Genomic DNA, 20434 nt, shown 5'->3' with positions numbered 1-20434 from the left:
ACCGGCCATAGGACACTGCGAGGACGTAATGACCGCACAGCTTGATATCAACCAGTTGCTGGACCAGCTGGAAAACGGACTTCGCAGGATGATCGAGGATCGGCAGGTGGCGGATCCGGTTGTGATCGGTATCCGCACCGGCGGTGTCTGGCTTGCCGATGTCCTCGCCAAACGGCTCGGCATCGAGGGCCCCATCGGGGAGCTGGACATTTCGTTCTATCGCGACGACTTCAGCCGGATCGGCCTGAATCCCCGGGTAAAACCGTCCAGCCTTCCATTCGATACCGAGGGCCGGGATATCCTGCTGATCGATGACGTGATTATGAGTGGCCGCACCATTCGTGCCGCCATGAATGAAATTTTCGACTATGGCCGGCCGGCCAGTATCATATTGGCCACCCTGATCGACCTTGGTGCCCGGGAGCTGCCCATTCAGCCCGATGTCACCGGTCGCACGCTGGAACTGGATGCCAATCAGCGGGTGAAATTGCGGGGCCCCGATCCCCTGCGCATCGAGCTCCAGGAAACCGGACACTGACCCGCGACTTCGAACCGCAACAGAGCATACAGGCGACCCATGACCGCAAACGACCGCTCCCCGAACCACTTGCAGCTGACCCGGGATGGTCAGTTGCGGCACTTCCTCACTCTGGACGGCTTGGACCGTTCACTGCTGACGGACATCCTCGATACTGCGGATTCCTTCATCGAGGTTGGTGAACGGACCATCAAGAAAGTCCCGCTGTTGCGGGGCCGAACCGTCGTCAATCTGTTCTTCGAATCCAGTACCCGCACCCGCAGTACCTTCGAACTGGCAGCGAAGCGGCTGTCGGCCGACGTGTTGAACCTCGATATCAGTACCTCCGCCACGTCCAAGGGTGAGTCGTTATCCGATACCCTGCTGAATCTCGAAGCAATGGCCAGCGACATGTTTGTGGTGCGTCATTCACAGAGTGGTGCGCCGCACTTTATCGCCGAGAGCGTGACACCCGGTGTTGCCATCATTAATGCCGGTGACGGCCGTCACGCCCATCCGACCCAGGCCATGCTGGATATGCTCACCATTCGCCAGCACAAGGGCAGTTTCGAGGGGCTGCGGGTGGCCATTGTCGGGGACGTTCTGCATTCGAGGGTTGCGCGCTCACAGATTCGCGCCTTGAACGAACTGGGCGCTGCGGAAGTCCGGGTGATCGCTCCGGGGACGCTTCTGCCCAAGGATGTCGAGAGCCTGGGCTGCACGGTGGAGTACGACATGCTCCGGGGCATGAAGGATCTGGATGTGGTGATCATGTTGCGGCTGCAGAAGGAGCGGATGGAGGGAGCGCTGTTGCCCAGCGAGCGTGAATTCTACCGTCTGTATGGCCTCAACCGCGAAAAGCTGGCACTGGCGCATCCGGAGTGCATCGTGATGCATCCCGGGCCGATCAACCGGGGCGTTGAGATCGAATCGGCGGTGGCGGATGGACCACAATCGGTCATTCTTAACCAGGTCACCAATGGTATTGCGGTTCGGATGGCGGTCATGTCCATGGCGATGGGAGGTCAGGTGGCGGACAGGCAGATGCAACAGAGTGAGAGGGCGCAGGCATGAACAACTCCATCAATCCTTCCGCCGGCAGTATCCTCGTGACCGGTGGGCGCCTGGTGGATGGCACGGGCCTGGACCGCAGCAACGATGGACTGCTGATCCGCAACGGCCGGATCGAGGCACTGGGCGCCAAGGCCCTGGACGTTCAGGCGGACGAAGTGATCAAGGCCGATGGCTGGGTCCTGACGCCGGGTCTGGTCGATCTGTGCTGCAACCTGCGGGAACCGGGCAATGGCCAGAAGGGCAATATTGCGTCTGAAACCCGGGCGGCGGCCCACGGCGGCTTCACCACCGTCTGTGCCTCACCGGAAACATCGCCAGTCAACGATTCCGGCGCTGTCACCCACCTGATCCGCGATGGAGCAGCCAGCCGCGCTGTCGTGCGGGTATTGCCCATCGGCGCCATTACCCGTGGCCTTGAAGGCGACTTGCTCAGCGATATGGCGGGCCTGAAGAGCGCCGGCTGTATTGCGGTGGGCAATGGCTCCCGCGGTGTGCGCAACGCCCGGATCCTCCGACGGTGCATGGCCTATGCCCAGACCTTCGGGTTGACGGTGATGTTCAATCCGGAGAACCAGTCGCTGGCCGCCGACGGCTATGCCCACGATGGCCTGGTCACTTCGCGACTCGGGCTTTTGGGCATACCGGAAGTCGCGGAAACTGCCGCCGTTATGGAGTTGCTGCTTCTGGCCGAGGAAACCGGCGTTCGATTGCACCTGAGCCAGCTCTCCTGTGCGCGCAGTGTCGACATGCTGGCCGAAGCCCGTCAGCGGGGTATCCAGGTAACGGCGGACGTGGCCATGCACCAACTGGTGTTCACCGAGGAAGCGCTGGCCGGCTTTGATGGTCGCTTCCATGTCCGTCCCCCCTTGCGTTCAGAAGCCGACAGGCTGGCTCTGGTTGGTGGTGTGCGCAACGGTACGATCGATGCGATTGTGAGCCAGCATCAGCCGCATGATTCGGCCGCGAAACAGGCTCCCCTGGCCGCGACCGAGCCGGGATTGTCGAGCATCGAAAGTGTGCTGTCTCTGGGGCTGGAACTGGTGAATCGGGACGAACTGACGTTGCCGGAACTGATCCGGGCACTGACCTCGGGCCCGGCCTCTGTGATTGACCGAAGCGCAGCCATCGCCGAAGGGGAGCTGGCGGATCTCTGCCTGTTCGATCCGGCCGCGACCTGGCAGGCGAACGAGCGCACGCTCGTATCCGCAGGGCGTCATGTTCCGGTTGAAAATCGGAATCTGCCCGGTGTCGTTCGGCTGACCCTGGTGGAGGGACGGAAGGCCTGGGAGTCACTGCCCGCCTGACAGCAGAAATGCGGCAGGGGTAGTACCGCCTCTGTCGACACCATCACAGTTTGTTCCCGTTTTGCCGAAAAGACCTTGATGGCAGGCACTGGTGCCAACGTATCCTTATGGCCGTCGACCTAAGGTCGGACAAGGAATGCGTGGCCGTGCCGGAACATCTGGAGGTTCCGGGGCCCGACAATAATAATTCAGGAGTCATCCCGTGAAATCTGCAAAACGCTTGCAATGGAGGGCTGTCGCGGCCCTTCTGCTCAGCAGTCTCTTTCTTCCCTCTCTGGCCCAGGCTCAGGGCAAGGTTCTGGAACGTAGTTTCTGTGTCTTTGACCCGGTCGGTGCCAATGGGCCACTGTTTGCCATCACCAAGACGTTCCAGCCGGTCGCGCTGCAACACGGCATCAAACTGGATCTCAGAGCCTATACCGATGAAAAGGTGGCGGCCGAGGATTTCAAGGCCGGCCAGTGTGACGCCGTACTGTTGACCGGAACCCGGGCCCGTGAATTCAACAAGTTCACCGGAAGCCTCGAGGCCATGGGCGCCGTGCCCGGAGAGCAGGAGATGCGACTGCTCTACAACACCCTCAGTCAGCCCAAGGCTCGCCCCTTCCTGGTGGACGGTCCCTACGAGGTCGCAGGCCTGTTCCCGGCGGGCGCCATCTATCTCTACACCCGCGATCGCTCCATCGACACTGTGGAAAAACTGCAGGGCAAGCGGATTGCGACGCTCGACTACGACACGGCATCGGTTCGCATGGTCCGCCATGTGGGCGCCTCCGTGGTCGGTTCCAACTCCGCGAATTTTGCCGGCAAATTCAACAATGGCAGCGTCGATCTCGCCTACGCACCGGCCGTTGCCTACGAGCCCCTGGAACTCTACAAAGGCGTGACGCCCAACGGTGGTATCTTCAAGTACGCACTGGCGTACATGAACTTCCAGGTGATTATTCACCGGAATCGCTTCCCGGATGACGCCGGCCAGATGGTCCGTGACGAATCGATCAAACGTCTGGATCAGGCGTACGGCATCATCAGCAAGGCGGAAGCCGACATTCCGAAGAATGTCTGGATGAACCTGCCCCAGGAAGATATCTCGGAATACAACAAGATGCTGCGTCAGGTACGCCTGTCTCTTCTGGATGACGGCGTGTATGACCCGCGGGCGATCAAGCTGATGAAGGCAATTCGGTGCCGGGTGGACGGCAGCCGGGCGGAGTGCGCCTCGTCGTGACAGTAGGGCCCGTCTCAGGACGGACCCGGTCGATCAGCCGATGGCATCCTTGAGAGCTTTACCGGGTTTGAACCCGACGGTTTTGCTGGCAGGGATCTGAATCGCGGCGCCAGTCTGCGGATTGCGGCCACTGCGAGCCTCTCGGGAGCGGATGTTGAATGTGCCAAATCCTATCAGGGTTGTGTCCTCACCCCGGGCGGCTGCAGCCGACACCTGATCAGTAAAGGCCGTGATGACCTCACTGGCCTTGTCTCGGCTCATGCCGGTCTGGTCTGCAATGGCAGCGGCGAGTTCAGGTTTGCGCATTGAATACTCCTTTTATTGTCGTTGTCGCCCCTTTTCTATAGCGGTTTGGCCGGGAATGTGCAAACCCCGGATGGGCTGCAGGGTGTGGCTGTTATCGCCATTTGAGGGGCTGGTCGCATAAAGTGGCGTCGTTGTTGGTCATAATGCGCCGGTTACAGTTTGTTACAGGATGTGCGGGCGCCTGAGCCACGAAGACATCAGAACAAGAAGAGAAAGGTACAGGAATCATGATCCCAATCCGGTTTTCCTTCCGTCCTTCCCTGGACATACATGCCAGCACGTTACGGCTGTTGTGTGCGGTGATTGGCGGGCTGCTGCTGAGTGGCTGTGGCGTCGTCAATCACATGGTCTACAAGACCACCGGCGACGTTATGCAGGGGTTTTCACGGAATCACACGGTGCCCTACCTGATGCAATCCGATGATGTCGCCATGGGGTGCTCCATGAGCAAGGCGACGGCGCCCCTTCTGATGTCTTTCGGGCGGGTGACCACGGAACCGGATCAATTGGCGGTCATGCTGTATCTGTCGTCCGGCGGGTGTGCTGAAGAGCAGGCCCGGGAATATGGTCTGGAGAGTCTGGCAGCGATGAATGCCATGAATGCGGGTGAAGCGCAGGATGCCATGATTCGGGAAAAGCGGGCTTATTCCGTGGCGGCGAAGCGCTATTTCAGTGCCTGGAAACATCACAAGGCGTATTACGGCGATGTCGGCTCCGGAGAATGTCCGGATTTCGATGATGATATGGACGAATTCATCTATATGGCGGGCCTGCTCTCCGGCCTGCAAGCCCTGAACGCCCAGATCCAGTCCACGTCATCGATTGGCGTGCCGACCAACATCGGTTCGATTGTTGCTCGCGCCACCGGTTGTCTGAGCAACGAGAAGTGGTGGGGCGCACCGATGGCGCTGAGAGCGACCGTCTGGGCCATGATCCCCGGCTCCAAACCCCAGGGTGAAGACGCATTTGAACGGCTTGCCATTGCCGACAAGCAGGGTGAAGAGGCAGGCGTCCGACTGCCCCACGTGTTTCACGCGATTGCAGCGCTGAACAAGGGTGATATGGCCATGGTCAAGGACGTGATCCGGGAGCATGCCCAATCCCTGGACGAAGACGAACCCAATCCGGACTGGCGTTTCGTGGATGCCATGGCAAACAACATGATTGTCGCCATCTCCGATCAGCTCTGGATGGAAAACACCGGGCACCGGACTCCGCTGGGTCAGCTGGGAACTTTCTGGGATGACCAGAAGGAAGACGTGGAAACCATGAGTCTGGACGATCTGCTGTAGATGAACACGACCTCGGGAGACGCATTGATGCAGGGGGCCGGTTTTCGCCGGACGGGTATGGAATGGTTTTCTTCCCTGCCGGCCTGCCTGCTCTTGCTGGCAGTCGTCCTTTTTTCCACCAGCAGCGATATCCATAACCGAATGCTCCAGGCCGGAGAGGCGATCTGGAGCGGATACTACAAGTTGAGGATGGATCCGGTCGCGCCCAGCTGCGATCCGGCCCGGGACATCGATGCAGCGGTGGCCGCCGAAATGGCAAAAGCTCCCGCCGATGACGATCCCATGGCCGCGTTGCTTGGCGCTGAACAGAAGGATCCGGCCGAAGTCCGCACCGCCATTGAACGGTCGGTGGCCAATTGCCAGGAAGCCCACCAGACCTACCAGCTTCTGAAAGACCAGTTGACGCCCGCGGTTCGGGCGTACCGCGCCGTTGAACTGTTCGTGGCAGATGCCATTGCGTTCGGGCTGTCGTCCCAGCGATACATTCTTGTGATCCTGGTCATGCTCTGTGCGGTCACTGCCACGCTGACCCGTCACCACATTGCAATGCGCGCCATGGAAACCCGGCTCGATTACACGGTTTCCTACACCATTCAGACCATCGCCAATGCCATGCTGCTGGGATCCAGCGCGATTTTCCGGCAATCCAGCCTGGGGGCGGAAACCTCGGTTTCCAGTGCTGAGCTTCTACTGCATGACCTGTGGATCGCGGGTTTTGCCTGCCTCACCCTGGCCAGTCTGTACCGTCTGATCCGGGTGCCCGACGACCTCAAGGAGGGCGGCACCCTGAACAAGGCCTTCCTGGCGGTCCCGCTATATTCCGGCATGTGCCTCATCTCTGGCACCTATTTCGCACTGATCGGCCATGCGTCGGGTATCGGCATCTATCTGGGCAAGATGATGGAGCTGGCGGACATGTTCCTGAACGTCGGCCTGTACGTCTGGGTCGGGATGATGCTGAAGCAGACCCGCCTCGCCACCCTGGTGTTCAATGTGTTCCGGCCCTGGCGCTTGCCACCGGAAATGCTGGCGGTGGTCGCGGTTCTCGTAGCGGCGGTACCGACCGCCTACACCGGTGCTTCAGGGATCTTCGTGATTGCCGCGGGCGCGGTGATTTACAGTGAGCTGCGGGCGGCGGGTGCCCGTCGCCAACTGGCGCTCGCTGCGACCGCGATGTCCGGCTCCCTTGGGGTCGTATTGCGGCCGTGCCTGCTGGTGGTCGTCATTGCCTACCTCAACCGCGAAGTGACCACGGATGAACTGTTTGGCTGGGGCATCTGGGTCTTCGTACTGACGTCGACTTTGTTCATCCTGGTTGCCATGACGGTCAACCGCCGCAGCCAGTTCGATCTGGCCCCGGTGTCGGAGGCGGTCCCGGCGATGCTGCAGGCTATTCGCCCCCTGGTTCCCTATGTGCTGGTGATTGCCGGGGTGGTGTTGTTCTATCGCGTCGCACTCGACGTCAAAATGGATGAATTCTCGGCGCCCCGTCTGCTGCCGGTGATCCTGCTCGCAATCCTGGTCTACGAGCACGTCAGCCTCAAAAAAGACCGTCAGCGCCTGTCCGGTGAACTCCATCACCAGGGCCTTGAGCGCAGTGTGCGTGGCGCGACCAATGACACCACCGCCGAGATCGGCGCACTTCTTTTGCTGCTTGGTCTGTCAGTCAGCATCGGAGGGGTGATCGAGCGATCACACATCATGCAGAGCGTTCCACAGGCCTTCGACAGCGCCTGGTCGGCGATGCTGTTGATGGTGGCGATCCTGGTGGTGCTCGGAATGATCATGGACGCCTTTGGCGCTGTCATTCTGGTGACCGCGACCGTGGCCAATATCGCCTATTCCAGCGGCATCGATCCGATCCATTTCTGGATGGTCACACTGGTGGCCTTCGAACTCGGTTATCTCAGTCCGCCGGTGGCACTGAACCACCTCCTGGCCAGGCAAGTGGTTGGCGAGGCCGAGATTCTTGCCGCGCAACAGGAGTCCGGTACCTTCTACCAGCGCCATGAGCGAATCATCATGCCCCTGATCGCGATGGGTCTGTCCCTGCTGGTCGTAGCGTTTGTGCCGCTTCTGTTCTACGCCTGACCGACCATCAGGCACAAAAAAGGCGCCGTGCGTGAGCAGGGCGCCTTTTTTTCGAGCTGAAACTTATTTCAGCTTCGGACCAGCCTCAACGATGGCATCGGCTACGTCGAATTTCTTGAAGTTCTCGACAAACTGACTGATCAGTTCCTGCGCCTTGCCGTCGTAGTAGTCAGCGCTCACCCAGGTCTGACGGGGGTTGAGCAGTTGCGTATCCACACCCGGCACGTGTTTCGGGATGTCCAGGTTCAGGGTGTCCAGATGCTCGGTTTCGGCATCGTCCAGGTCACCATTCTGGATCGCGGCAATGATGGCGCGCGTTGTCGGAATGCTGAAACGTGTGCCTTCGCCGTAAGGACCGCCGGTCCAGCCTGTATTCACCAGGAAGACCTTGCTGCCGAACTCATCCATGCGCTTCATCAGAAGCTCGGCGTATACGCCGGCCGGCCGCGGGAAGAAAGGTGCCCCGAAGCAGGTGGAGAACGTGGACTTCAGCTTGGACGAGGAGCCCATTTCCGTGGAGCCAACCAGTGCGGTGTACCCGCTCAGGAAGTGATAGGCCGCCGCTTCCGGATTCAGAATGGACACGGGGGGCAGGACGCCGGTCATGTCACAGGTCAGGAAGACGATGTGGGAGGGCTCACCCGCCCGGTTCTCGATGACGCGCTTCTCGATGTGCTCCAGCGGGTAGGCGCAACGGGAGTTCTCGGTCAGGGAGACGTCCGTATAGTCGGGCACCCGGGTATCTTCGTCGATCACCACATTCTCGACGATGGCGCCAAACCGGATGGCGTCCCAGATGATGGGCTCGTTCTTGCGGCTCAGGTCGATGCATTTGGCGTAGCAGCCGCCTTCGATGTTGAAGACGGTACCCGGGCCCCAGCCGTGCTCATCGTCACCGATGAGGAACCGGTGCGGATCGGCAGACAGGGTGGTCTTGCCGGTCCCGGACAGGCCAAAGAACAGGCAGGTCTCGCCGGTCTCGCTGACGTTGGCGGAGCAGTGCATCGGAAGAACGTCTTTCTCGGGCAGCAGGAAGTTCTGTACCGAGAACATGGCTTTCTTCATCTCGCCGGCGTAGTGCATGCCTGCGATCAGAACCTTGCGCTTGGCAAAGTTGATGATGACACAGCCGTCGGAGTTGGTGCCGTCACGCGCCGGGTCGCACTCGAAATTGGCGGCGTTGAGAATCTGCCACTCCTGTTTGTCCGCCGCGTTGTAGGTGTCCGGGCGAATGAACAGGTTCTGGCCAAACAGGTTTTGCCAGGCGGTTTCTGTGGTCATCTTCACGGGCAGGTAGTGCTCCGGGTCGGAACCGACGTGCACGTGAGCAACGAACTGGTCCTTCTCGGCAATGTAGGCTTCCACCCGGTCCCAGAGGGCGTCGAACTTGTCGGCGTCGAATGGGCGGTTGATCGGACCCCAGTGGATATCGTCGGAGGTGCTGGGCTCCTCGACGATGAAGCGGTCCATGGGGGACCGACCTGTACGATCACCGGTCTTGACCACCAGTGAACCGTTGCTGGCCAGCTGGCCTTCGTTACGTGCCAGTGCCAGCTCGACCAGTCGTGCTGTACTCAGATCATTATAAGTGTTGCTCACTTCGACCTCGCCCTCGGGATGTCTTCGTGATTGCCCAGACCGTCCCCCCGTTAAATTGACGGAAAACTGAGCAATCGGGTCAATTCAGGCGCGCTATTATGCCAGAGACGCCGATAAAAAACGACTGCCCTGAAAGCCGCGCCAGGCGTGGCTTTCAGCCATGTTTGGTGAGTGTTCAGTGTAGCGTATGACCGGTGAAAAGGTGATCAATATCATTTCTATCGAAGCGATAGTGAGCATGACAGAACTGACAATCCATCTCGATGGATCCCTGTTCTTCGAGGATGCTGTAGCACTCGTCCTTGCCGATCGCTTCCAGCGCCTTTTCGGTGCGCTCTCGGGAACAGCTGCAACGGAACGCGACGGGTTCGCTGTCGAACAGGCGGACGGTTTCCTCGTTGAACAGGCGATAGAGCAGCGTGGTGCTGTCCAGTTCCAGCAATTCGCCGGCTTCCACGGTGCGGGCGAGGTGATTGACGCGTTCCCAGAGATCGTCGTCCTCCTCGGTGTGGCCCGGCAGGCGCTGCAGCATCAGGCCGGCGGCGCAGTTGTCGTCGGCAAACAGGAACAGGCTGGTGGCAATCTGCTCGGAGCGGTCAAAGTAGTCTTCCAGGCAGCCGGCGAGGTTGCTCTCTTCCCGTGGGACAACGCCCTGATAGCGTTGCCCCTTGTCCGGTGTAATGGTGATGGCCATCCGGCCCTCGCCCAGCAGCGCCTCGAACGATTCCTCTGCCATGGAGTGTTCGTCAAAGCGGGCCAATCCCCGGATATAGCGGTCATGGCTGCATTCGGCCATCAGGGTGCGAACCGGGCCTTCGCCCTGTGCCTGGAGGGAGAGCGTGCCTTCGAATTTCAGTGAGGAGCTCATCAGTACGCTCGCCACCAGGGACTCCCCTAGCAGCTGGCGGACGGAGTCCGGGTATGGTGCCTGACTGCCGATTTCCCGGTAGCTTTCGCCGAGCTGGACCCAGGCACCCCGCACCTGGCTATGCTCAAAGATAAAACGTTGAAACTGGTCGCGGGATGCCATGGTCTGTCTCCTGGAATTTGACTGCTGGAATCGAGATATCGGGTATGCAATGCGGCCGCGAAGGCTCAAATGCCCTGTTGCTCGCGGAAACGCCGGATGTCACGGCGGTCTTTCTTGTTGGGGCGTCGGGCGGGTGGTAGCTGGGCTGCCTGCATGGTCTTGCGCTGCCAGGCAAGGTCCTCACGACGTTTCACGCTGTCCTCGGTTTCGTGGTAAAGCGTCTGGGCTTCCGGAGCGCCGCGGCGGCGGTCGCTGATGCCGTCAATAATCACCACCTTTTCCTGCCAGCCCAGGCGCAAGGTCAGTTTGGCGCCGGTTTCCACAAGTTTGCCGGGCTTTGTGCGCTGGCTGTTGTAGTGCACCTTCCCGCCTTCGATCGCTTCCTTCGCCAGGGAGCGGGTTTTGTAGAATCGGGCGGCCCAGAGCCACTTGTCCAGCCTTACCTTCTGTTCTTCAGCGCTTTTCGCCGTCATGTCTCCTCACCTGATGAGCGTATGGTCAGATTATAACCGGCTCAACGCCCGGATGGCAGGGGGGATCGCTGCCGGAGTGAGGGCAGCACCTCGTCAAAGTGATGGATTCCCGGAATGTCCGGGTGCCGTTCGCGAGCCGGTTGCTGGCTGTCAGGGGACAGAATGGCAAGGCACTGACCGATGCCGGCGCCCAGTGCGCTTTCCAGTACCGGGAAGCTGTCATCCACCATCAGTGTCCGGGGTGCCTCGTAGGGCGTTCTTAACTGGAGGTCCTGCCAGAACACCGGGTCCTCCTTGGGGCGTCCCAGTTCATGACTGGAGACGATGGCGTCGACATGGCGATCGAGCCCGGTTCGCTGGATCTTCAGTGCCAGCGGGTCCGGATGGCAGTTGGTCACGATGACCGAGCGCAATCCGGCGGACCGGACGGCGTCCAGAAAATCCATGACGTGGGGGCGATAGCCGATCCGGTCACCCACTTCGGCTTTCAGGGCGGTAATATCCACCGACAGCTTCTCGCTCCAGTAATCCGTGCAATACCAGTTGAGCGAGCCGCGCTCGGCCATGATCATCGGGATAAGGGTATCCCTGGCATCCCCGGGATTAAGATCGAAGTGCTCGGCGTACCGCTTCGGCAAATGCTCGAGCCAGAAATGATTGTCGAAGTGCAGGTCGAGGAGGGTGCCATCCATATCCAGGAACACCGTCTCGACGAGGGACCAGTTCACCATACTAAAACAGCCTGAAGAAACTTTTCTTCAGGCTGCCCAAGATGGCTTGCAGAGGCAAGCCGGAATAGTACGGATTCGCAGATCAGTTGTCCGTCTGTTTGACCGTGTCTTCTTTGCGACCAGTCCGGGTGCAACCCAGGCAGCGAACGAACGTCGCTTTTGCCGGCCCTACTACCAGGACCTCGCCAGCTTCACCGGCGTTGCCGCCCAGTGCCGAGAAGGGCAGGGATACCAGGTATACCGCACTTCCGATGATGGTGGTTGCCAGCAGCGCGGGACGGACGAACAGGGCGTCTCCGGTCATGGCCAGGGCGGACGGCGTCTCGTCGACGGCCTGAGCGTAACCCATGGAAGAAAAGCCCATCAGGCAGGCTGCCACTGTGGCCATGAATGTGCGGTAGATCTTGCGGGTCATTGTACTGTCTCCTGAACTTGTCGGCCCTGTTTGCTCCGATCTGGCAATATCGATCATCGGGCCCGCCACTTAAAGCACACCCCTATTCTAGACCGAAAGCATTAATCCTCTGTTAACTATGAATCATATTTGCGCATTTTCAAACGATTTTTCGTTGCAAAATGTGCATTGTGTGAGGTCCTAGCGCTGGCACTTCGGGCAATAGACCGTTGACCGGTTGTTCATCCGGATTTCCTTGAGCGGCGAACCGCAATGCTTGCAGGGCTCGCCGCCCCGACCGTAAACGAGCAGGGACTGGGCGAAGTAGCCCGGTTTGCCGTCGCTGTTCACGAAGTCTCTCAAGGTGGTGCCCCCCATCAGAATGGCGGCGCTGAGGGTTTCACGTACCGCTTCCGCCAGCCGGTGGTATCGGTCCAGGCTGATCCGGCCTGCCTTGCGCCGGGGATGAATGCCGGCCTTGAACAGCGCCTCGTTGGCGTAAATGTTGCCGACGCCCACCACCACATGATTATCCATCAGGAACGATTTCACCGGAGTCTGCTTCCCGCGCGACAGACGGAAGAGCAGTGGACCGTTGAAGTCTCTGGATAGCGGTTCGGGCCCCAGATGTGCAATCAGTGGATGGGTGAGGGGTGCGTCGGTCCACAGCCAGCAGCCGAACCGGCGCGGATCGTTGAAACGAAGCGTGATGCCGGAATCGAGGGCGAGGTCAATGTGATCGTGGGTGAGCGGTGGGGTATCGTCCGTGATCACCCGGAGGCTCCCGGACATCCCCAGGTGAACGATAACGGTGCCCTGGTCGAACACCAGGAACAGGTATTTCGCACGCCGGTCCACCGCGCGTATGGTCTGTCCTTCAAGGCGTGCCGCGAGATCGTCTGGCACCGGCCAGCGGAGCTTCGGATTCCTTACGGTCACCCGGGTAACCGTTCGGCCCTCGCAGTGAGGAGCAATGCCCTGGCGGGTGGTTTCGACTTCGGGTAATTCGGGCACGTAGGATCTCCGGTCGGGCCTGGTGAGGTGGTTACTTTTTGAGGCCAATAAGTGTAATCAGTAACAAAATAACGGCCAAATGCAGTTGTTGCGGCGAACAGCTGTACGCTAAAGTGTCAACATTGGTTTGTTCCCTTCGAGTGTTTGCGAATCCCCCGGACTCATCGCCCGCCGAACGGCTTCAGGCCGCAGATTTGAATTTGAGGAAAAATTATGTGGTTCAACGGTCTCCTTGACCTGTCGGTGCCCCAGCTTATTCTGGTCACCCTGGCGCTTACCCATGTCACGATCGTCAGCGTGACGCTCTATCTCCACAGGCATTCGGCCCACAACTCCCTGGACCTGCACCCGGCCCTCGCGCATTTCTTCCGGTTCTGGCTCTGGTTGACCACCGCCCAGAATACCAAGGAGTGGACGGCCATCCATCGCAAACACCATGCGAAATGCGAAACGGAAGAAGATCCGCACAGCCCCGTGGTGCTGGGTATTCGCAAGGTACTGCTGGAGGGCGCAGAACTGTATGCCCAGTCCGCCACCCCGGAAACCCTGCAGCGTTACGGTCAGCGGACACCCGAGGACTGGATCGAAAGAAACGTCTACACCCGGCACAAGGCTCTTGGGATTGCCTTGCTGGCGGTGATCAACCTGCTGCTGTTTGGTGTTCACGGCATCTGGATCTGGGCGGTTCAGATGATGTGGATCCCGGTCTGGGCAGCCGGTGTTGTGAACGGCATCGGTCACTATTTTGGCTACCGGAACTTCGAGTGTGCGGATAACGCCCGCAATATTTCTCCGATCGGTATCCTGATTGGTGGCGAAGAACTGCATAACAATCATCACACCTATCCGAATTCCTCGAAACTGTCCCGTCGCTGGTACGAAGTGGACATCGGCTGGGGTTACATTCGCCTGTTCCAGCTCTTTGGCCTGGCTAAACCCAAGGGCTATCGGCCGATCGCTCACTACGTGCCGGGCAAGCAGGAGGTAGACGTTGAAACGGTACAGGCTATTGCCAATAACCGCTTCGACATCATGCGTCAGTATCGTAAGCGGGTCATGGAACCGGTATTGCGCCAGCAGAAGTCTTTGATGGATGATGAAATCCGTCCCCGATACCGCAAGCTCAAGCAGCTTCTGTCCCGGGAAATCACGCTGATCAAGCCCCGTGAAAAAGAGCATCTGGAGACGGTGCTGGAGCGCAACGCCATCCTCCGTCAGATCTATGAGAAGAGCCATGAGCTCCAGGCGTTGTGGCGGCAGCGTGGGCTGAAGCCGCAGGACAAGCTGCAGGCGCTGATGGACTGGTGCAAGGAAGCGGAAGCCAGCGGCATTCGTTACCTGGAGGATTTCGCCGCTCACCTGAGGGCCTATTCCCTGCGTCCGGCTGCCTGACGCGCCAGTTGCTGAAAACCCCGCTACGGCGGGGTTTTTTGTGGCTGGTCAGTCATCGCTTCCGGTCACGCGGAACAGGCAATAGGTCACCTGCCCGGCACTTTTTTCCCGGTGCAGCTGCCAGTGCGACGGCACAGTCGGTGCCGCCCGTTCACTTTCGTGTTCCACGTAAACCCATCCATCAGGCTTGACCCATTGCTGCTCATCCAGCAGCGGGAGCAGTCGCTCCAGCCAGCCCTGACGAAACGGCGGATCCATGAACACGATGTCGACTGGCGGCCGCTGTCGCGTTGCCAGGTAATGCGCCACATCGTCGCAAACGACCTCACCCCGGTCGGATTTGAGCAGGCGCAGGTTTTCACGAAGCGCCCTGGCCAGGGCGGGCGTATGGTCCACCAGGGTGACTGTTCCGGCGCCCCTCGACAGAGCTTCCAGGCCCAGGGCGCCGGAGCCGGCAAACAGGTCCAGGCAATCCGCCCCTGCCAGCTGATAGTTCAGCCAGTTGAACAGAGTTTCACGGGTGCGCGCAGGTGTGGGCCGGACGCCGCCGGCGTCGGGGAAGCGTAGTTTGCGACTGCGCCAGTCGCCGCCGATGATCCGAAGCTCACCCATGCCAGCGGTGCCGCTGGTGCGGGACGCAGAAGGTGATGCGCGGCGGTTCGCTGGTTTTCGTCGGGCCATAGGCTGCTCCGGTCAGGCGGTTCGGCAATGGGATTGTCTGGTTTGATGAGGTTCTCTGCCCGACATATGGTACCGGAAACGCGCGCAGGGCCGATAATGCGGCGGCCCTCGCTTAGGCGAGCGAGTCTGATAGAATGTCGGCTTTCATTTTCGCCCCGCCCAACTCAGACAGATGGTAAGACTATGACGGCAGAGTGGATTTCTATCGGCCTTCTGGCCCTTCTCGTGCTCATTTTTGCGCTGGACATCGCCAGTAATCGAAAGCGGGTGCCCAGGCCGAAAGCGGTCCCGCAGCGTAAGCCGGAAGTCGCACGTGGTCCGGCGCCGGCCGCTGAACCCGAGCAGAAGGGTGAAGCCGAAGCTCCTGCAGTTAAAGAGCCTGAGGAACCTGCGCCGCAGCCGCAACCGGAAGTGCCACAAGCGGAGCCGGAGCCCGCGGCACTTGCTCCGGAGCCCGAGCCTCAGGTCAGTGTTTTCGAGCGCATCAAGAAAGGCCTGGGGAAAACCCGCGCGAGTCTGACCGGAGGTCTGGCCGACCTGTTCTCCGTCGGCAAAAAGATCGACGAGGACCTTCTTGAAGAAATCGAGACCACACTGTTGATGGCGGATGTCGGCGTTACCGCCACGTCTGAAATTATTGAGTCGCTGACGGACAAGCTCGAGCGCAATCAGCTTAAAGACGGCGAAGCCCTCCGCAAGGCCCTGCGTGACGAGCTCCACGGTTTGCTGAAAGACGTGACTCGCCCGCTGGAAATCGATGCAGCCCGTAAGCCTTACGTGATCCTGATGGTGGGTGTGAACGGTGTGGGCAAGACCACCACCATCGGCAAACTGACGAAGAAATTTCAGGCCGAGGGCAAATCCGTGATGCTTGCCGCCGGCGATACCTTCCGGGCCGCTGCCGTGGAGCAGTTGCAGGTCTGGGGGGAGCGCAACAATGTGCCCGTGGTGGCCCAGGAAACCGGTGCTGACAGTGCTTCGGTGATCTTCGATGCCATCCAGTCAGCGCAGTCTCGTGGCACCGACGTGGTCATCGCCGATACGGCGGGCCGGCTGCAGAACAAGGACAACCTCATGAATGAGCTTGAAAAGGTTGTCCGGGTGATGAAAAAACTGGACGACAGTGCGCCCCACGAGGTGATGCTGGTGCTGGACGCCGGTACCGGTCAGAATGCACTCAGCCAGGCCCAGGTTTTCCAGCAGGCCGTCGGTGTCAGTGGCATTACATTGACGAAACTGGACGGCACCGCCAAGGGCGGTATCGTATTCGCCATCGCCCGCCAGTTGCAGTTGCCAATTCGCTTCATCGGTGTCGGTGAGCAGGCCGAGGATCTTCGGAGTTTCGATGCCGAAACCTTTGTGGATGCCCTGTTTGACTGATGTTGAGTCTCATCGGGAGTAGTCGTCGGTCATGATCGAATTCCGCCAGGTCACCAAGCGCTATGACAGCGATCATACTGCGCTGGCCCAGGTCAATTTTGCCCTGAACCGGGGTGAGCTGGCGTTTCTGACCGGCCACTCCGGGGCCGGCAAGAGTACCCTTCTCAAGCTGATCATGGTGATGGAGCGCCCCAGCGCAGGCGAGGTCATCGTGGGTGGACAGCTGCTGAATAGCCTGCCGCGCCGGCAGATTCCCTACATCAGACGCCACATCGGCGTTGTGTTCCAGAATCACCAGCTGCTCTTTGACCGGACGGTCTTCGACAACGTCGCCATGCCCCTGGAAGTGATGGGGGCGTCGCCAAGGGATACGGGGCGTCGTGTGCGGGCGGCCCTGGATAAGGTGGGTCTGCTCAGCAAGGAAAAAATGAACCCGATCCAGTTGTCCGGCGGTGAGCAGCAGCGGGTGGGTATCGCCCGGGCGGTGGTTAACAAGCCGCCGGTTCTGCTGGCGGACGAGCCGACCGGTAACCTTGACCCGGAACTGTCGGCCGACATCATGAACCTGTTCACGCAGTTCAGTCAGGTGGGGGTTACCGTGCTGATCGCCACTCACGACATTGCTCTCGTGAACGAGATGCAGCGGCGGACGTTGACGCTGGAACATGGGCGTCTGATTGCGGGCGGCGCGGCGCTGGTGGGACAGCCTCCGGGAGGTGTCGGTGGCCACTGACCCACGTCGCAAGACAGAATCCGGCCGGGGCGCAGCCAGTCAATCGTCTCCCTGGAAGGATCAGGCGCGCAGTTATCTGGATCACCACCGCAAGATCGGCAGGGACAGCGCCGAAAGACTCTGGCGTGCGCCGGTCGCAAGCCTGATGACCTGGATGGTCATGGGGGTAGCCCTGGCATTGCCGGTTGCGCTGTTGTTGCTGCTGGCCAGTCTCGAGGGCGTCAGTGCCGGTTGGGAAAGCAGCGCCCGCGTGACTGCGTATCTGGATCTGGACGTGCCTCTGGAAGATGCCCGGGCCCTGGCGAAGAAGATCGATGCCGATGGCCGGGTGGCCGAGGTTCAACTGATTGATCGCGAGGAGGCCCTGGCGGAATTTCGTGCCTCTTCCGGGCTTGAGGACGCACTCGACTATCTTGGCGAGAATCCGCTGCCGCACACCCTGCTGATCACGCCGGAGGAGCGCAGCCGTTCGGCGGCGGGCGTCGAAGCGCTGGTAACCTTTGTTAAGGGAATGGAAGGCGTGGAGCGGGTACAGGTGGATCTGGGGTGGCTGCAACGCCTCAATGCGATGACCGATCTGCTCTCCAGGGCAGTCTGGGCCCTGGCGATACTGCTGGCCGCCGCCGTGATTCTGGTGATCGGCAATACCGTTCGACTGGCGATTGAAAGTCGCCGGGATGAAATCCTCGTGGCCAAGCTTGTGGGCGGCACCGACGCCTTTGTACGCAGGCCCTTCCTTTACACGGGTGCGTGGTACGGATTGGGTGGCGGTCTGGTGGCCTGTTTGTTGCTGGAGTCGGCGCTGTGGTGGCTCAGTGGTCCCATTGAGCGGCTCGCGGGGCTCTATCGGAGTGATTTTTCCCTGATGGGATTGGGCGTCGATGGCGCACTGACGTTGATTATTGTTGCAATGGTGCTAGGCTGGCTTGGCGCATGGGTCGCTGTGAAGCGTCATCTGGACGATATTGAGCCCGGCGAAATTGCCGGAGGGTGATCCGGATTACGGGAAAACCGTATGGAAAAGACAGCTTTCGTTGCCGTAGTTTGGAAGGCTAAGAAAACAGCGTGGGTTTTCCAGGTAGTTGATTAAAAACGTTTTACTGGAGAATTCGGGAACTTTTCAGGTTCTTGGCGGTCTAAATAGGTGTTGATATATTTAAGGGCCGTTGGGTTCGGAGGTAAGTGAATGGGTACGAGTTTACAACTGGTTGACAGACTGGTTCCGGGTGCCAATCTCGAGTCTTACATCCAGGCTGCGAGCCGCATTCCTGTGCTCACAGTGGATGAAGAAAAGGAGCTGGCAGAACGGCTCCACTACGAAGGAGATGTAGAGGCCGCCCGTCAGCTTGTACTTTCTCATCTGCGTTTTGTGATTCACATTGCCCGGAGTTATTCCGGTTATGGTCTGGCTCAGGCGGACCTGATCCAGGAAGGCAACGTGGGCCTGATGAAGGCGGTAAAACGGTTCAATCCGGAGTACGGGGTACGCCTTGTGTCCTTCGCGGTTCATTGGATCAAGGCCGAGATTCACGAGTTCATTCTGCGTAACTGGCGCATCGTGAAGGTGGCCACCACCAAGGCCCAGCGCAAGCTGTTCTTCAATCTGCGCAGTCAGAAGAAGAAGCTGGCATGGCTGAACCACGAGGAGCTCCAGGCTGTCGCGGCTGACCTTGGGGTCGAGCCCCGGGTCGTACGCGAGATGGAAGGTCGTCTGGCGTCTCAGGATACCGCCTTTGACGGTCCGATGGACGATGACGACGACAACGCCTATCAGGCGCCGGCCTACTATCTGGAAGACCGTCGTAGCGATCCGGCCACCCAGCTGGAAAACGCCGATTGGTCCGAGGATTCGAACGGTCGCCTGATGCAGGCTCTGGAAAGTCTGGACGAGCGTAGTCAGGACATCCTGCGGGAGCGTTGGCTGACAGACAGCAAGTCCACACTGCATGAACTGGCGGACAAATACGGCGTGTCTGCTGAGCGGATTCGCCAGCTTGAAAAGAACGCCATGAAGAAGATCAAGGCGAAGATGGCCGAAGCGGTCTGATTCGTCCGCTGTCCGAGACAGATAAACGCCACCACCGTTCGCGGTTGGTGGCGTTTTTGTTTGTATAATCGGTAATGCTCAATTTGCGGGATGAAGGGATTGGCTGGCCCTCTCCAAAACACGCTCCTTGCGGCACTTCCATGTGACGCTTGGGCTCCGCCATCCATGGCTCCGCACAGTTTTGGAGAGGGCCAGCCAATCCCTTCCCATACTTTTGATAAAAGGGCCTTCAAACAATGATTTCAACTCATCCCCATATTGCCTTCCTCGGGATAGGCCTGATGGGCGCCCCCATGACCCGCAACCTGCTGGATGCGGGCTTTCCGATGACCCTGTGGAACAGGACCGCCAGCAAGTGTGATCCGTTTGCTGGAGAGGCGACCATCGCCGGAACGCCGGCGGACGCCGTCCGTCAGGCCGACGTTGTGATCACCATGCTGGAAAATGGCGATGTGGTTGAGGACGTACTGGTCGGGCAGGGAACGGTTGACGCCCTTAAGCCCGGTGCCCTGGTGATCGACATGAGTTCGGTCCAGCCGTCACTGGCCCGGCGCCATGCGGAACTGGCTGCTAAACAGGACGCGGGATACGTCGATGCGCCGGTGTCCGGTGGCACCGTCGGAGCGGCGGAAGCCCGGCTGAGTATTATGGCGGGTGGCTCGGAAGCGGATATCGAGCGGGCCCGACCGGTTTTTGAGGCACTGGGTAAATGCACACATATCGGGCCGGTGGGTGCCGGTCAGCTGGCCAAGCTGGCGAACCAGGCGATCGTCGGTATTACCATCGGTGCAGTGTCTGAAGCGCTGTTGTTGGCGGCGAAGGGCGGTGCGGATCCGGCGGCGGTTCGGGAAGCACTGATGGGCGGCTTTGCCAGTAGCCGAATCCTGGAATTGCACGGGCAACGCATGATCGACCGGGATTTTGCGCCAGGCGCGCCAGCCCGTATCCAGCTCAAGGACATGCGGATGATTCTGGACGAGGCCCGCGCTGAGGGGCTGACGCTCCCGCTTGCCCAGCAGACCCATAATGAATACCAGTCCCTGATCGCCAATGGCCACAGCGATGTGGACCACAGTGGTCTCTTGCTGGAACTGGAACACCTCAACGGAACCCTCCTCGGCTCTCTGGGCCGCGGCCCCAAGGAGTCTTAA

The 20434-nt window shown here is 59.9% G+C and carries 20 protein-coding genes; 12 read left to right on the top strand and 8 right to left on the bottom strand.

Annotation, left to right across the window (positions count from 1 at the left end; genetic code table 11):
- The first annotated feature begins 28 nt into the window (after nucleotides 1-28).
- From pyrR to MLD04_RS06875, 4 genes are all read left to right on the top strand, one after another.
- Nucleotides 29-538: a bifunctional pyr operon transcriptional regulator/uracil phosphoribosyltransferase PyrR gene (pyrR, locus tag MLD04_RS06890; RefSeq protein WP_248156078.1), complete on the top strand. Its 510-nt coding sequence runs from the start codon at nucleotides 29-31 to the stop codon at nucleotides 536-538.
- Nucleotides 539-577: 39 nt separating this feature from the next.
- On the top strand, nucleotides 578-1591 hold the full coding sequence (locus tag MLD04_RS06885; RefSeq protein WP_248156076.1) for an aspartate carbamoyltransferase catalytic subunit: 1014 nt from the start codon (nucleotides 578-580) through the stop codon (nucleotides 1589-1591).
- Complete coding sequence (locus MLD04_RS06880) at nucleotides 1588-2895, top strand: dihydroorotase (protein WP_248156074.1); 1308 nt, start codon at nucleotides 1588-1590, stop codon at nucleotides 2893-2895. The genes MLD04_RS06885 and MLD04_RS06880 overlap by 4 nt, the downstream gene beginning before the upstream one ends.
- 202 nt (nucleotides 2896-3097) lie before the next feature.
- On the top strand, nucleotides 3098-4120 hold the full coding sequence (locus MLD04_RS06875; RefSeq protein WP_248156072.1) for a putative solute-binding protein: 1023 nt from the start codon (nucleotides 3098-3100) through the stop codon (nucleotides 4118-4120).
- 33 nt (nucleotides 4121-4153) lie between these two features.
- Here the strand turns inward: MLD04_RS06875 and MLD04_RS06870 are convergent, their stop codons facing one another.
- Nucleotides 4154-4426 (bottom strand): HU family DNA-binding protein, encoded by a 273-nt coding sequence (locus MLD04_RS06870; RefSeq protein WP_248156070.1) that lies wholly within the window; start codon nucleotides 4424-4426, stop codon nucleotides 4154-4156.
- Nucleotides 4427-4653: 227 nt separating this feature from the next.
- Between MLD04_RS06870 and MLD04_RS06865 the strand changes: the two genes are divergently transcribed.
- Both MLD04_RS06865 and MLD04_RS06860 read left to right on the top strand, forming a co-directional pair.
- Entirely contained in the window at nucleotides 4654-5718 is a 1065-nt protein-coding gene (locus MLD04_RS06865) for a hypothetical protein (RefSeq protein WP_248156068.1), read from the top strand.
- Nucleotides 5719-5745: 27 nt separating this feature from the next.
- Complete coding sequence (locus MLD04_RS06860) at nucleotides 5746-7809, top strand: TRAP transporter large permease subunit (protein ID WP_345799614.1); 2064 nt, start codon at nucleotides 5746-5748, stop codon at nucleotides 7807-7809.
- A gap of 63 nt (nucleotides 7810-7872) precedes the next feature.
- Here MLD04_RS06860 and MLD04_RS06855 read toward each other — a convergent pair whose 3' ends face one another.
- From MLD04_RS06855 to mutM, 6 genes are all read right to left on the bottom strand, one after another.
- Nucleotides 7873-9408, bottom strand: coding sequence for a phosphoenolpyruvate carboxykinase (locus MLD04_RS06855; protein WP_248156064.1), 1536 nt, complete (start codon nucleotides 9406-9408; stop codon nucleotides 7873-7875).
- Nucleotides 9409-9583: 175 nt separating this feature from the next.
- Complete coding sequence (gene hslO, locus MLD04_RS06850; protein ID WP_248156062.1) at nucleotides 9584-10438, bottom strand: Hsp33 family molecular chaperone HslO; 855 nt, start codon at nucleotides 10436-10438, stop codon at nucleotides 9584-9586.
- A gap of 65 nt (nucleotides 10439-10503) precedes the next feature.
- The gene (gene hslR / locus MLD04_RS06845; RefSeq protein ID WP_248156059.1) at nucleotides 10504-10911 is read right to left on the bottom strand and encodes a ribosome-associated heat shock protein Hsp15; all 408 of its coding nucleotides are present in this window, start codon (nucleotides 10909-10911) and stop codon (nucleotides 10504-10506) included.
- Between the two features lie 41 nt (nucleotides 10912-10952).
- Entirely contained in the window at nucleotides 10953-11642 is a 690-nt protein-coding gene (gene yrfG, locus MLD04_RS06840) for a GMP/IMP nucleotidase (RefSeq protein ID WP_248156057.1), read from the bottom strand.
- Nucleotides 11643-11724: 82 nt separating this feature from the next.
- Entirely contained in the window at nucleotides 11725-12057 is a 333-nt protein-coding gene (locus tag MLD04_RS06835) for a hypothetical protein (RefSeq protein ID WP_008939817.1), read from the bottom strand.
- A 180-nt stretch (nucleotides 12058-12237) separates the two neighbouring features.
- The gene (mutM, locus tag MLD04_RS06830) at nucleotides 12238-13050 is read right to left on the bottom strand and encodes a bifunctional DNA-formamidopyrimidine glycosylase/DNA-(apurinic or apyrimidinic site) lyase (RefSeq protein WP_248156055.1); all 813 of its coding nucleotides are present in this window, start codon (nucleotides 13048-13050) and stop codon (nucleotides 12238-12240) included.
- Nucleotides 13051-13263: 213 nt separating this feature from the next.
- Between mutM and MLD04_RS06825 the strand changes: the two genes are divergently transcribed.
- Complete coding sequence (locus MLD04_RS06825; RefSeq protein WP_248156053.1) at nucleotides 13264-14442, top strand: DesA family fatty acid desaturase; 1179 nt, start codon at nucleotides 13264-13266, stop codon at nucleotides 14440-14442.
- A 48-nt stretch (nucleotides 14443-14490) separates the two neighbouring features.
- Here MLD04_RS06825 and rsmD read toward each other — a convergent pair whose 3' ends face one another.
- A complete protein-coding gene (gene rsmD / locus MLD04_RS06820; RefSeq protein WP_248156050.1) occupies nucleotides 14491-15123 on the bottom strand; it encodes a 16S rRNA (guanine(966)-N(2))-methyltransferase RsmD in 633 nt (210 codons plus the stop codon).
- A 183-nt stretch (nucleotides 15124-15306) separates the two neighbouring features.
- Here rsmD and ftsY point away from each other — a divergent pair, with 183 nt between their 5' ends.
- The 5 genes from ftsY (at nucleotide 15307) to MLD04_RS06795 (ending at nucleotide 20434) form a co-directional block, all read left to right on the top strand.
- Nucleotides 15307-16503, top strand: coding sequence for a signal recognition particle-docking protein FtsY (gene ftsY, locus MLD04_RS06815; RefSeq protein WP_248156048.1), 1197 nt, complete (start codon nucleotides 15307-15309; stop codon nucleotides 16501-16503).
- A 31-nt stretch (nucleotides 16504-16534) separates the two neighbouring features.
- Complete coding sequence (gene ftsE, locus MLD04_RS06810) at nucleotides 16535-17236, top strand: cell division ATP-binding protein FtsE (RefSeq protein ID WP_248156046.1); 702 nt, start codon at nucleotides 16535-16537, stop codon at nucleotides 17234-17236.
- The gene (gene ftsX / locus MLD04_RS06805) at nucleotides 17226-18230 is read left to right on the top strand and encodes a permease-like cell division protein FtsX (RefSeq protein ID WP_248156044.1); all 1005 of its coding nucleotides are present in this window, start codon (nucleotides 17226-17228) and stop codon (nucleotides 18228-18230) included. The genes ftsE and ftsX overlap by 11 nt, the downstream gene beginning before the upstream one ends.
- Before the next feature lie 192 nt (nucleotides 18231-18422).
- Nucleotides 18423-19283: an RNA polymerase sigma factor RpoH gene (rpoH, locus tag MLD04_RS06800; RefSeq protein WP_248156042.1), complete on the top strand. Its 861-nt coding sequence runs from the start codon at nucleotides 18423-18425 to the stop codon at nucleotides 19281-19283.
- 236 nt (nucleotides 19284-19519) lie between these two features.
- Nucleotides 19520-20434, top strand: coding sequence for an NAD(P)-dependent oxidoreductase (locus MLD04_RS06795; protein ID WP_248156040.1), 915 nt, complete (start codon nucleotides 19520-19522; stop codon nucleotides 20432-20434).

The organism is Marinobacter koreensis (assembly GCF_023156285.1).
Classification (GTDB): Bacteria; Pseudomonadota; Gammaproteobacteria; order Pseudomonadales; family Oleiphilaceae; genus Marinobacter; species Marinobacter koreensis.
The sequence above is the reverse complement of the archived record's forward strand: the minus strand, read 5'-3'. Positions and strand labels throughout refer to the sequence as shown.

Bases quoted from the DNA above. Each gene is read 5' to 3' on its own strand.
- rsmD (WP_248156050.1), bottom strand. From the start codon at position 15,123: ATGGCCCGACGAAAACCAGCGAACCGCCGCGCATCACCTTCTGCGTCC.
- MLD04_RS06880 (WP_248156074.1), top strand. From the start codon at position 1,588: ATGAACAACTCCATCAATCCTTCCGCCGGCAGTATCCTCGTGACCGGT.
- pyrR (WP_248156078.1), top strand. From the start codon at position 29: ATGACCGCACAGCTTGATATCAACCAGTTGCTGGACCAGCTGGAAAAC.
- ftsY (WP_248156048.1), top strand. From the start codon at position 15,307: ATGACGGCAGAGTGGATTTCTATCGGCCTTCTGGCCCTTCTCGTGCTC.
- ftsE (WP_248156046.1), top strand. From the start codon at position 16,535: ATGATCGAATTCCGCCAGGTCACCAAGCGCTATGACAGCGATCATACT.
- MLD04_RS06870 (WP_248156070.1), bottom strand. From the start codon at position 4,426: ATGCGCAAACCTGAACTCGCCGCTGCCATTGCAGACCAGACCGGCATG.
- hslR (WP_248156059.1), bottom strand. From the start codon at position 10,911: ATGACGGCGAAAAGCGCTGAAGAACAGAAGGTAAGGCTGGACAAGTGG.
- MLD04_RS06865 (WP_248156068.1), top strand. From the start codon at position 4,654: ATGATCCCAATCCGGTTTTCCTTCCGTCCTTCCCTGGACATACATGCC.
- MLD04_RS06825 (WP_248156053.1), top strand. From the start codon at position 13,264: ATGTGGTTCAACGGTCTCCTTGACCTGTCGGTGCCCCAGCTTATTCTG.
- MLD04_RS06885 (WP_248156076.1), top strand. From the start codon at position 578: ATGACCGCAAACGACCGCTCCCCGAACCACTTGCAGCTGACCCGGGAT.
- rpoH (WP_248156042.1), top strand. From the start codon at position 18,423: ATGGGTACGAGTTTACAACTGGTTGACAGACTGGTTCCGGGTGCCAAT.
- MLD04_RS06795 (WP_248156040.1), top strand. From the start codon at position 19,520: ATGATTTCAACTCATCCCCATATTGCCTTCCTCGGGATAGGCCTGATG.
- MLD04_RS06860 (WP_345799614.1), top strand. From the start codon at position 5,746: ATGCAGGGGGCCGGTTTTCGCCGGACGGGTATGGAATGGTTTTCTTCC.
- hslO (WP_248156062.1), bottom strand. From the start codon at position 10,438: ATGGCATCCCGCGACCAGTTTCAACGTTTTATCTTTGAGCATAGCCAG.
- MLD04_RS06835 (WP_008939817.1), bottom strand. From the start codon at position 12,057: ATGACCCGCAAGATCTACCGCACATTCATGGCCACAGTGGCAGCCTGC.
- yrfG (WP_248156057.1), bottom strand. From the start codon at position 11,642: ATGGTGAACTGGTCCCTCGTCGAGACGGTGTTCCTGGATATGGATGGC.